At 29.8% G+C, this 11,455-nt stretch carries 9 protein-coding genes; 1 reads left to right on the top strand and 8 read right to left on the bottom strand.

Annotated features, from left to right (window positions below; translation table 11 throughout):
• Positions 1-32: 32 nt before the first annotated feature.
• Genes CAMP5063_RS06135 through pheS form a run of 4 tightly spaced genes read right to left on the bottom strand, consistent with a single transcriptional unit; the run spans position 33 to position 5,461 of the window.
• The gene (locus tag CAMP5063_RS06135; protein ID WP_133319891.1) at positions 33-869 is read right to left on the bottom strand and encodes a 4-hydroxy-3-methylbut-2-enyl diphosphate reductase; all 837 of its coding nucleotides are present in this window, start codon (positions 867-869) and stop codon (positions 33-35) included.
• Complete coding sequence (gene aroA, locus CAMP5063_RS06140) at positions 859-2,145, bottom strand: 3-phosphoshikimate 1-carboxyvinyltransferase (RefSeq protein ID WP_337194997.1); 1,287 nt, start codon at positions 2,143-2,145, stop codon at positions 859-861. The genes CAMP5063_RS06135 and aroA overlap by 11 nt, the downstream gene beginning before the upstream one ends.
• On the bottom strand, positions 2,142-4,472 hold the full coding sequence (gene pheT, locus CAMP5063_RS06145; protein ID WP_337194998.1) for a phenylalanine--tRNA ligase subunit beta: 2,331 nt from the start codon (positions 4,470-4,472) through the stop codon (positions 2,142-2,144). Before pheT ends, aroA begins: the two co-directional genes overlap by 4 nt.
• Positions 4,469-5,461, bottom strand: coding sequence for a phenylalanine--tRNA ligase subunit alpha (pheS, locus tag CAMP5063_RS06150; protein WP_087699975.1), 993 nt, complete (start codon positions 5,459-5,461; stop codon positions 4,469-4,471). Before pheS ends, pheT begins: the two co-directional genes overlap by 4 nt.
• 86 nt (positions 5,462-5,547) lie before the next feature.
• On the opposite strand from pheS, the gene CAMP5063_RS06155 reads away from it, so the two are divergent.
• Positions 5,548-5,913 carry a histidine triad nucleotide-binding protein gene (locus CAMP5063_RS06155; RefSeq protein WP_337194999.1) on the top strand — a complete coding sequence of 122 codons (366 nt, stop codon included), beginning with the start codon at positions 5,548-5,550 and terminating at the stop codon, positions 5,911-5,913.
• A 17-nt stretch (positions 5,914-5,930) separates the two neighbouring features.
• Here CAMP5063_RS06155 and pckA read toward each other — a convergent pair whose 3' ends face one another.
• The 4 genes from pckA to CAMP5063_RS06175 all read right to left on the bottom strand — a co-directional run.
• Positions 5,931-7,505 carry a phosphoenolpyruvate carboxykinase (ATP) gene (pckA, locus tag CAMP5063_RS06160; RefSeq protein WP_263737362.1) on the bottom strand — a complete coding sequence of 525 codons (1,575 nt, stop codon included), beginning with the start codon at positions 7,503-7,505 and terminating at the stop codon, positions 5,931-5,933.
• A 10-nt stretch (positions 7,506-7,515) separates the two neighbouring features.
• Positions 7,516-9,294, bottom strand: a complete 1,779-nt coding sequence (locus CAMP5063_RS06165; protein WP_337195000.1) for a biotin/lipoyl-containing protein — start codon at positions 9,292-9,294, stop codon at positions 7,516-7,518.
• Positions 9,295-9,352: 58 nt separating this feature from the next.
• The gene (locus CAMP5063_RS06170; protein ID WP_133319885.1) at positions 9,353-10,687 is read right to left on the bottom strand and encodes a sodium-dependent transporter; all 1,335 of its coding nucleotides are present in this window, start codon (positions 10,685-10,687) and stop codon (positions 9,353-9,355) included.
• Between the two features lie 9 nt (positions 10,688-10,696).
• Positions 10,697-11,455 (bottom strand): sodium-dependent transporter (locus CAMP5063_RS06175; protein ID WP_337195001.1); only part of this gene is annotated, 759 nt, incomplete at its 5' end.

Here is an 11,455-nt window from a genome sequence, read left to right on the forward strand (position 1 = left end):
AATTGTTGATTATAATATTGTTTTCTTTAAACTTAGTTAATTTTGGCGTATTCTTTGATTTTTTCCAAAACCAAATCAATCACCCAATCAGGTGTAGAAGCACCCGCACTAATGCCACATTTTTCTTTACCGCTAAACCATTCTTTCTGAATTTCTTTTTCATTTTCGATTAAATAACTATCTTCACAATAGTTTTTTGCTATCAAAAAAAGCTGTTTAGTATTGGCTGAGTTCTTCCCTCCAACTATTATCATTACATCACTTTTTTTAGCAAGTTCATTGATTGCTTCTTGATTTTTAAAAGTCGCATCACATATTGTATTAAAAACACGCACTTCCTTAACCCTAAGCATTAAAAAATTTACAATTTCCATAAATTTTTCTATCTTTTTTGTAGTTTGTGATACTACTGCAATTTTAGAAGGCAATTTAATATCAAGCAATTCTTTTTCATCAAGCACTACATAAGCTTTAGTACTTACATAACTTCTAACCCCTTTTACTTCAGGATGATTTTCATCCCCAAAAATAACAACTTCATAACCTTCATTGCTCATTTGTTCACAAATTTTTTGAGGTTTAGTCACAAAAGGACAAGTTGCATCAAAAATTTCTATATCTTTTTGTTTTAATTTTTCTAAATCTTGCTTTGTAATACCATGGGTTCTAATGATGGCTTTTTTTTCTGCGTTTAATTCATTAATATCATTTAATGTTTTGACATTATAATTTTTCCAAAGTCTTGTGATTTCTTCATTATTATGAATTAAAGGTCCTATAGTAGCTGCATCTTTAATCTGCTCGGCTTTTTTAATAGCTCTTTTTACTCCAAAACAAAATCCATAACTTTTTGCTAATTCAATCTCCAATTTTAGCTCCTATTTGCTTTAAAATCTCAATAAAATTTGGAAAAGAAGTTTTGATACATTCGCTATCATCTATTTCTATTCCACATCTTAAACCTAAAATTAAAAAACTCATCGCTATTCTATGATCTCCAAAGCTTTCTATTTTAGCATTTTTAACTTCGCCACCTTCTACTTCAAAACCATCTTCAAATTCTTTTACTTTTATGCCACATTTTTGCAAATTTAATACAATTGATTTAATTCTATCACTTTCTTTTACGCGCAATTCTTTAGCATTTTTTATAATGCTTTTTCCTTTTGCACAAGCAAAAGCTATAGCCAAAGCTGGAATTTCATCAATCAACCATGCGATATTTTCACTCACATTTACCGCCTTTAAAGGCGTACTTTCAACACAAATTTCTCCAATACTTTCAAAATCTTCATTAGTAATATTATAAGTGATCTTTGCACCCATTTTTTCTAAAATTTTAAAGGCTTCAATGCGTGTTTTATTTAACAAAACATTTTTTAAGACTACTTTTGAATGAGGTAAAATACAAGCAGCTAAGGCAAAGTAAAAGGCTGATGATGGATCATTTGGTACACATACTTCAAATGCTTTTAATTTTTCTTTTAAAGGATTGATTTTGATAAAAGTTTTATCCTCATTTAAATACTCAATGCAAGCTCCCATTTTATTAAGCATAATCTCACTATGATCTCTTGAAAGCTCAACTTCTTTAAAATAACTTTCTTTTTTGGCAAATAAAGCTGCTAAAATTAAAGCTGATTTTACTTGAGCTGAAGCAATATTACTACTAAAGTCAAAACCATCTAACTTAGCCCCTTGTATGCAAATAGGCGCTAAATTTGCGTTAGCTCTTCCAAAAATCTTAGCTCCTAAACTCATCAAAGGCCCACTCACTCGCTTCATTGGCCTAGCATTTAAATAACAATCTCCACTAAGAACAAAAAATTCATCTTCAATAGCACTTAAAAAACCTATTAAAAGTCTCATAGCTGTACCTGAATTTCCACAATCTAAAACGCAATTTGGAGATTTTATATATTTTGGAGCTTTAATATAAATTAATCCATCAATTTCTTCAACTTCAGCTCCTAAAGCTTGAATGATTGCTAAAGTATGTAAAGTGTCTTGTGCTTTTAGATAATTTTTAATCTTACAAGTTCCTTGAGTAAGCAAAGAAAAAATAGCAAAGCGATGAGATATAGACTTATCAGAAGCTATATCTTCAAGCTCTACTTTAAAAGAATCAATAGGACTTATCTTCATCGAAGTTTTAAACCATGCTCATCATCTAAAGCTTTGATGATTTTATCAATATATTCAAGGATAATATTATCTTCTAAGGTTTTTTCAAAATCTCTAAATACCAAATTAATAGTCAAGCTATAAAAATCGCCTAAATTTTCATCTGTATATAAATCTACCACTCTAAAGCTTTCTAATCTTTCGATATTTAATTTAGCAATAGTGTGTTTGATTTTTTCATATTCAAAACCCTTAGGTATTACTATACTTAAATCCCTGCTCATAGATGGAAATTTAGAATATGCTTTAGCGGTTTTAAAGTCTTGTTTTAAGCCTTCCAAATCAAGCTCACAAATATAAGTTTTAACCAAATCCCTTTCATTTTCTATACTTAAATGTACTCTACCTACAAAACCTATACGCTTGCCATTTTTATATACATTTGCTTGTTCATATGGGCTTAAAAATGCATATTCTGATTTTTGTAAACTAAACTCACCTATAATGCTTTTTAATTCTGCTAAAAAGGTATAAAAATCCACTAAAACAGGCTTGGCCTTATTTGTGATTTTAGCTTCTTCTTTATAGCCACTAAAGATCATTGCAAATTTAGCATGCTCATTTGAAAACTCATCAAAAACACTACCACACTCAAAAAGTTTAATTTTCTTTTTTGAATTTCTTAGATTAAAGCTTACTGCATTTAAAAGATGATTTATTAAAGTACTTCTTAAAGTATTAAGTTCGTTAGTAATAGGATTAATGAGTTTGTTTTTAATACATTTAAATCCTAGCTGACTTAATTCTTCTTCATTATCCAAAACATAATGCACACTTTCAAAATATCCATTATTACTTGCTTTTAATCTTAAATTTTTAAGCTCTTGATAATCAAAATATACTTGATTTAAACGATTTTTTTCTCTAAATTCTAAAGCTTTTGATGGGATATTATCAATACCGATAATTCTTACTATTTCTTCACTAATATCAGCTATATTTACTATATCACTACGGTGAAGTGGAATTTTAATATTAAATTGTTCATCATTTACCACACTTATTTCAAAGCCTAGTTTTCTAAGAATTTTGACTAAATTATTTTTATCTATAGGCATACCAATGATTTTATCAACCTCTGTACCAAAAATCCCAATAATATTTGCTTCATTTTCTTTAAAAACTTGTTGGCTTCCTGAAAAAACACTCATTGCACTAATTTTTAAGCACTCATTAAATAAATACTCCATTCCCAAAGAAAGCTTAGGCTCACTACCTCTTAAAGAACGATATATAGTATCATTTTTCTTTTTATAAAAGGCTATTGCATTTGCTATAGTTTGAGGATGAGTATAGCTTGCTTCTATAATGATGATTTTACTCTCATCATTAATTTTAAATTTATCTTCTTGCTCTATACCTGCTAAAGCAATCAACTCATCTTTATAATAAACCCCATACTCTCCATGCTCTTGAGTTTTAATCTCTAAAACAATCTTTTCATCAATTTGACAATCTTGACAAAGCTTATGAAAATCATAAGCACAAAAAATCACTCCACTTGCATGAGTTGCATAAGTTAAAAGATTTTCTATGTTGTTATTTTTATATGCTTCAATCAAAGCAAGACGAATTTGTATCGTGATATTTAACTTAAATTCTTCTTTAATCTCTAGTGCCTTATAAGCAAAAAATCCTTCAACATCACTTTGATTTTTAACACTTAGTATTCTTCCTATACCTACGCTATTTTCACCTTCTTTTAAAGGATTTAATTCTTTTAAATTTAAATCAAGTGCTGCACTTAAATCTCTAGCAACACCATATAAACTCAAGCAATCCCCGCGATTTGGAGTAAGTTCTATTTCAATTAATTCATCATTAAACAAATCATATTCATTAAGAGCTTTTCCTAGAACTAATTCCCCCATACTTTCATCTAAAACCATAATGCCTTCATTACTTTTTCCAAAACCAAGCTCACTAGAAGAGCAAATCATACCCATAGATTCAACCCCTCTAAGTTTGGCAGGTTTTATCTCAAGTCCGCTAGGAAGCACTGCACCCACTAAAGATACGGCTACAAATTGATCTTTATCAACATTTTTTGCACCGCAAACAATTTGTAAAATTTCATTCCCAACATCTACTTTACAAATATTCAATTTATCTGAATTTTCATGTTTAACTTTTTCTAAAACCTTACCTATTACAACTTTTTGGGGAGCTTTAACACTTTTGAAACTATCAACCTCTAATCCTATGGAATTTAAAGTATTTACTATAGTTTGTGTTGATATTTCACTTAAATCAATCCATTCATTTAACCAATTTCTACTAATAATCATCTAAATTGCTCCAATAATCTTAAATCACCTTCAAACATAGAACGCAAATCAGGAATTTTATGTAAAAGCATAGCAAAACGCTCCACACCCAAACCAAAAGCATAGCCACTTACATTTTTATAACCAACAAATTTATAAACATTAGGATCAACAACGCCACATCCTAAAACTTCAAGCCATCCTGTTTGCTTACAAACCCTACATCCACAACCTTTACAAAACACACAAGAAATATCTACTTCAGCAGATGGCTCTGTAAAAGGAAAAAAGCTTGGTCTAAAACGCACTTTTACATCGCCAAACATATGTTTTAAAAAATGCTCTAGCATATCTTTTAAATTTGCAAAATTTACCTTATCACCTTCTTCTACCACAAGTCCTTCTACTTGATGAAACATAGGGGTATGAGTAATATCAAAATCTCTTCTAAAAACTGCACCTGGTGCTATCATTCTAATAGGTGGTTTTTGAGATAGCATAGTTCTAATTTGAACTGGAGAAGTTTGAGATCTAAGCAAGGTTTTATCTTCAAAATAAAAAGTATCTTGCATATCTCTTGCAGGATGATTTTGAGGTAAATTTAATGCTTCAAAATTATGAAAATCATCCTCGATCAAAGGCCCTTTTTCTATACTGAAATTTAAAGCTGTAAAATATTCTATGATTTTATCCATAGTTTGCATGATTGGGTGCAAAGCACCTGCATTTGAAGTTTCATCAAAAAAGCTAAAATCTTGCACATCTTGTTTCATTTTTTCATTTAAAGCTTTTTCTTCTAATTCTTTTAATTTTATTTGATAAGCCTCATTAAATTCATCTCTTGTTTTATTTAAACCATTGGCAAATTCTTTTTTTTCTTCACCTTGTAAATCTTTTAACTTTGCAAATTCTAAAGTCAAAATACCCTTTTTTCCTAAAACACTTACTTTTATATTTTCAAGCTCTGCTAAAGTATTTACAGAAGCAATTTTTTCTATCATATCTTGCAATTTTAGCTCCAACTAAATTTTTTTTAAACATTCTAATGTAAAATTATTTAAAATTAGCAAAAAATAACAAAAAAAAGGATTACTAAATGAGAGAAAAAACCGTATTTGAACTAATCGTAGAAGGAAAAATCCCTGCTAATAAAGTTTTAGAAAGTGAAAAATTTTTAGCTTTTCATGATATCAATCCTAAAGCACCTATTCATATTTTAATCATTCCAAAAGAGCATTTTGAAAACTTTCAAGAATTAAGACCTGAATTAATGAGCGAAATGACACAATTTATCCAAGAACTAGCTACTCTTTTAGGACTTGATAAAAGTGGATATAGATTAATCACAAATTGTGGAAAAAATAGCGGACAAGAAGTTTTTCATTTACATTTTCATATATTAGGTGGATTTGAGCTTCCAAAAAATAAAGAAACCCAAATCAATCCTCAATCTTTATTCTAAAAAGAGCTTAACTCTTTTTAGATAGCAGGACCAGCTAGTTTAAATTCTGCTCCTTCTTTTACATCTTCATAGCGTTTGAAATTTTCTATAAACATTTTTGCAAGCTTTAATTTAGTTTCTTCATAAGCTTTTTTATCCTCCCAAGTATTAACAGGGTTTAACAACTTACTTTCTACACCCGCTAATTCTTTTGGAACTGCAAGATTAAATAAATCATAGTTTTCAAACTCACAATTTTGTATGCTACCATCTAAAATCGCATTAATGCAAGCTCTAGTAGCTTTAATGCTCATTCTTGTACCTACACCATAAGCTCCACCGCTCCAACCGGTATTTACCAGATAAACATTTACATTATGCTTGATGATTTTTTCGCCCAAAAGTTTTGCATAAACAGTTGGATGTAATGGCAAAAACACTTCTCCAAAACAAGCTGAAAAAGTCGCAACAGGTTCGGTAATGCCTCTTTCAGTACCTGCTACTTTAGCAGTATAACCACTTAGAAAATAATACATTGCTTGTTCTTTACTGAGCTTACTAACCGGAGGTAAAACACCAAAAGCATCCGCTGAAAGGAAAATGATATTACTAGGATGACCTGCACTAAGGCTTGGCTCGTGATTTAAAATATGCTCTATCGGATAAGAAACTCTAGTATTTTCAGTTTTAGAACCATCATTGAAATCAACGCTTAAATCATCTTTTAAAACTACATTTTCTAAAAGTGCATTTTGCTTTATAGCTCCATAAATTTCTGGTTCACTTTGAGGATCAAGGTTAATGCATTTTGCATAACAACCTCCTTCAAAATTAAACACACCCTCATCATCCCAACCATGCTCATCATCGCCTATTAATTTTCTTTTTGGATCAGTTGAAAGAGTAGTTTTACCTGTACCACTAAGCCCAAAGAAAAGCGCTACATCACCTTTTTCTCCAACATTAGCACTACAATGCATAGAAAGTTTATTTTCTAGTGGAAGCCAATAATTCATCATAGAAAAAATTCCTTTTTTCATCTCTCCACCATACCAAGTTCCACCAATTACTGCTATATTTTTTTCTATGTTAAAAATGACAAAAACCTCTGAATTTAAACCATCTTTTTTATAATCTTCATTAATACATTTGCAAGCATTATACACCACAAAATCAGGTTTAAACTCACTAAGTTCTTCTTCTTTTGGACGAATAAACATATTTTTTACAAAATGTGCTTGCCATGCAATTTGAGTTACAAAACGCACAGCTTTACGACTTTTTAACGAAGCTCCACAATATGCATCTTGGATATAAATATCACTATTACTAAGTTGTTTTTTAGCTTTTGCTAAAAGCTTTTCAAATAATTTCTCACTAATAGGCTGATTAATCTTACCCCAAGCAATGTATTTTTGCGAAGGATCTTGTTTTACAAAATATTTATCTTTAGGACTTCTTCCAGTAAAAATCCCTGTATCTACACTAAAGGTACCATTTTTAGTACATACACCTTCATTATTGTTTTTTTCGTGCTTTAAAAGCTCATCATAGCTAAGATTGTGAAAAACTTGTCCGATATTTTCTAAGCCTAAATTTTCTAAACCTTTCATCTTTACCTCCTTATTTATAAGTCATTAAAGCTTGACCTTCACTTACGCTCTCACCAGCATTTACTAAAAGTTCTGCAATTTCTCCATCTTTACTTGCACTAATCTCAATTTCCATTTTCATAGCTTCAAGTACAGCTACAACTTGACCTGCCTTTACACTATCATTTTCTTTAACTAAAATTTTAAACACATTTGCATTCATACTTGCAACAATAGCATTATCACTTAATTGAGTTTTTGCAACTTTTGCATTATCTGCACTTACTTTTACAGCACTTTTAACATTAACATCTCTATCAAAACCTGCACTTACTTCTACATGGTATTTGTTACCATTAACTGAAACGGTAAATTGATTTTCATCGATAAGACTTGATTTTAATTTGCTATTTTTTCTAACATTAACCTTAGCTTCGCCTTTTAAGAAAGCTATGCCTTTTTCTTTACAAGCTGCAACGATAAAAATATTTTCTTCACTTGTTTCTAAATTTTCTTTTTCTAATAAGTTTTTAATATAAGCTATACTTTTGCTCTCATCAGCATCAGCAATATCTGTGGCTAATTTTGTAGTTGGTTCTAATTTTAATTGCTCGCTTGCAAGCTTAATTACTTCAGGATCTGGAGCAACGGGAGTTTTTCCAAAATATCCTAAAACCATTTTTCCATATCCATCTGCAATTTTTTTCCAAGGACCAAACATTACATTATTAAAAGCTTGCTGGAAATAAAACTGCGATACAGGAGTAACAGAAGTACCATAACCACCTTTTTCTACTACTTCTTGCATAGCTTTTATAACTTGAGGAAATTTATCTAAAATATTATTATCTCTCATCATTTGCGTATTAGCAGTTAGTGCTCCACCTGGCATAGGTGAAAAAGGTATTAAAGGATTCACCGCCGTTGCTTCAGGTGGTAGAAAATAATCTTTTAAACAATCTTTTAATACTTCTTCGTATTTTAAAATTTTTTCTTCATCTAAACCAAGATCAAAATTGCCTCCTTTTAGAGCATGAAGCATTGTTAAAATATCAGGTTGAGAAGTACCACCACTAACAGGAGCTGCAGCTAAATCTATACCATCAACACCTGCTTCTAAAGCCGCTAAATAGCATGCTATGCTTACCCCTGCGGTTTCATGCGTATGTAATCTTATATGCATATTTTCAGGCAGGTTTTTTCTAGCCATTTTAATAACTTCATAAATTTTATTTGGATTTGAAGTTCCGCTTGCATCTTTAAAACAAATACTATCAAAAGGAATTTGAGCTTGTAGAATTTCTTTTAAAATTCTTTCATAAAATGGCACATCATGCGCACCTTTACATTTTGGAGGTAAATCCATTAAAGTAATGGTAATTTCATGTTTTAAACCATGTTTAACTATACATTCTCCACTAAATTTTAAATTATTTACATCATTTAATGCATCAAAATTTCTTATTGTAGTTGTGCCGTGTTTTGCAAACATTTTTGCATGCAAATTGATAATTTCTTTACTACCTGTATCAAGTGCTACGGTATTAACCCCTCTTGCAAGAGTTTGTAAATTTGCATCTTTTCCAACGATGGCTCTAAATTTGTCCATCATTTCAAAAGCATTTTCGTTCAAATAAAAAAATAAACTTTGGAATCTAGCTCCACCACCAAATTCAAAATGCTTAATATCTGCTTCTTTAGCTGCTTCTAGGGCAGGAAAAAAATCATTCATTAAAACTCTAGCACCATAAACAGATTGAAAACCATCCCTAAATGTGGTATCCATCACATCAATTAACTTTTTAGCCATAATTTTTCCTTATTTTTACATCTTTGCAATTATAACTCTACTTTCTTAAAAAATAAATTTATAAAATTTGATTTAACATAATGATAATAATCGCAATAGGTGCAACAAATCTAAGTAAAAAATACCATACTTCAAAAATACTTCTACTCATAAACTTAGAAAATAAATTGTAAATTTTTATTTTTTCCACAAAAAATCCTACGAAAATAGCACTTGCAATAGCTCCAAGTGGGAGCATAAAATTAGAAGTTAATTTATCTAAAATATCAAAAAAACTTAAACCAAAAAAACTAAAGCTAGCCCCATAATTAGCACTAAAAGATAAAATACAACTCATTCCCAAAAGAAAGACTACAAAGCCTATAAAAACCAAAGCTTTTTTTCTTGAAATTTTATATTCATTTACAAGATAAAAAGTAAAAGGTTCTATCATAGAAACTGCTGAAGTAATCCCTGCAAAAAATAAAGCTAAGAAAAAATAAAAAGCTAAAAAATGTCCAAAGATAGCACCTAAATTAGAAAATAAAGTTGTTAAAGATATAAATACAAGCCCAGCTCCTTCTGCAGGATTAGCATTAAATTTAAATATAAAAGTAAATACAATAAGCCCCATCATCAAACCTATACTGATATTTAAAAGCACAATTATGGCCGAACTTGTAATTAAATTTGTATCGTCTTTTAAAGAGGCTGCATAAGTGGTAATACAACCTATACCTAAACATAAAGTAAAAAAAGCAAGACCTAAAGCTGTTAAAACAGAGTTTAAACTAAGCTTGGTAAAATCAGGATAAAACAAATAAACAAAAGCTTCCTTAAAACCATCTTGAAAAAAACAATATACTAGCATTAAAACAAGCATAATAAACAAACTTGGCATAATCCAAACATTAAGTTTTTCTATACCGCTTTTAACCCCTCTTGAAACAACAAACAAGGTAAGAAAAAAAGCAATTAAAAAATACAAACTACTTTCTAAAATACTATTTTGTATTAAATTTCCAAATAAAGCTCCTGCTTCTTGAGTATTACTAGGTAGATAATAAATCGAAGTTATCATATATTTTAAAACCCAACCCATAATAACAAGATAAAAAGATAATACAAAAATTCCACCGAGCATAAAAAATCCAGCAAATTTCCATTTTTGAGCATATTTAGTTGCTAAGCTTTTATAAGCATTTACAGGATCACTCTGACTTAATCTTCCCATAGCAATTTCAGCCAAAAATACACAAAATCCTATACTAATAGTCAAAAGTAAATACAAAAGTACAAAAGCAAAACCACCATTTTGGCCTACTAAGGTTGGAAATTTCCAAGCATTTCCAAGCCCTATAGCTCCACCTGCTACTGCTAATACAAAACCTATTTTAGAAAATTTATCATTCATTTTAATACCTTAGAAAAAAAGCTGTCTAGCCATAATTAAAATAACCGCTAATGGAGAAATGTATCTTAAAAAGATATACCAAATTTCAAAATATATCCCACGCATAAATGGGTAAAATAAAGTTTGTAAAGCTTCTTTTTTAAGCACAAAACCCACAAAAAATGCTGTAATTAAAGCAGAAATTGGCATTAGCAAATTTTGTATGAAAAAGTCTAAAATATCAAAAAAACTTTTCCCAAAGAAATTTAAACTTGGCGCGCTTACATGATAAAAAGAAAGTATAGATAAACTTCCAAGAAAATAAACAATCATACCCACAAAAACCAAAGCTTTTTTTCTTGAAATTTGATAACGATTTATAAGATAAAAAGTAAAAGGTTCTATCATAGAAATAGCCGAAGTAATCCCTGCAAAAAATAAAGCTATAAAAAAGGCTATGGCTAAAACATTTCCCAAAAATCCTAACTTTGCAAAAAGCGTTGTTAATGATATAAATATAAGTCCTGGACCTTGTTGAGTAGGATCAGCTCCGAATTCAAATATAAAAGTAAATACAATAAGTCCCATCATCAAACCAATGATAGTATTAATAATGATAATATTTAAAGCACTACTTATAAAATTTGTTTTATCAGGTAAACTTGCTGCATAAGTTAAAATCACACATACACCTAAAGACATACTAAAAAATGCAAGCCCTAGTGCATCTAATATAGAATTAACACTTAATTTTGAAAAATCAGGTACAAATAAAAACTCACTTGCTTT

This window comes from Campylobacter sp. RM5063, from assembly GCF_024723655.1.
Classification (GTDB): Bacteria; Campylobacterota; Campylobacteria; order Campylobacterales; family Campylobacteraceae; genus Campylobacter_D; species Campylobacter_D lari_D.

Excerpts from the sequence above, each read along its gene's own strand:
- aroA (WP_337194997.1), bottom strand. The coding sequence starts at position 2,145 with ATGAAGATAAGTCCTATTGATTCTTTTAAAGTAGAGCTTGAAGATATA.
- pckA (WP_263737362.1), bottom strand. The coding sequence starts at position 7,505 with ATGAAAGGTTTAGAAAATTTAGGCTTAGAAAATATCGGACAAGTTTTT.
- CAMP5063_RS06170 (WP_133319885.1), bottom strand. The coding sequence starts at position 10,687 with ATGAATGATAAATTTTCTAAAATAGGTTTTGTATTAGCAGTAGCAGGT.
- CAMP5063_RS06155 (WP_337194999.1), top strand. The coding sequence starts at position 5,548 with ATGAGAGAAAAAACCGTATTTGAACTAATCGTAGAAGGAAAAATCCCT.
- pheT (WP_337194998.1), bottom strand. The coding sequence starts at position 4,472 with ATGATTATTAGTAGAAATTGGTTAAATGAATGGATTGATTTAAGTGAA.
- CAMP5063_RS06165 (WP_337195000.1), bottom strand. The coding sequence starts at position 9,294 with ATGGCTAAAAAGTTAATTGATGTGATGGATACCACATTTAGGGATGGT.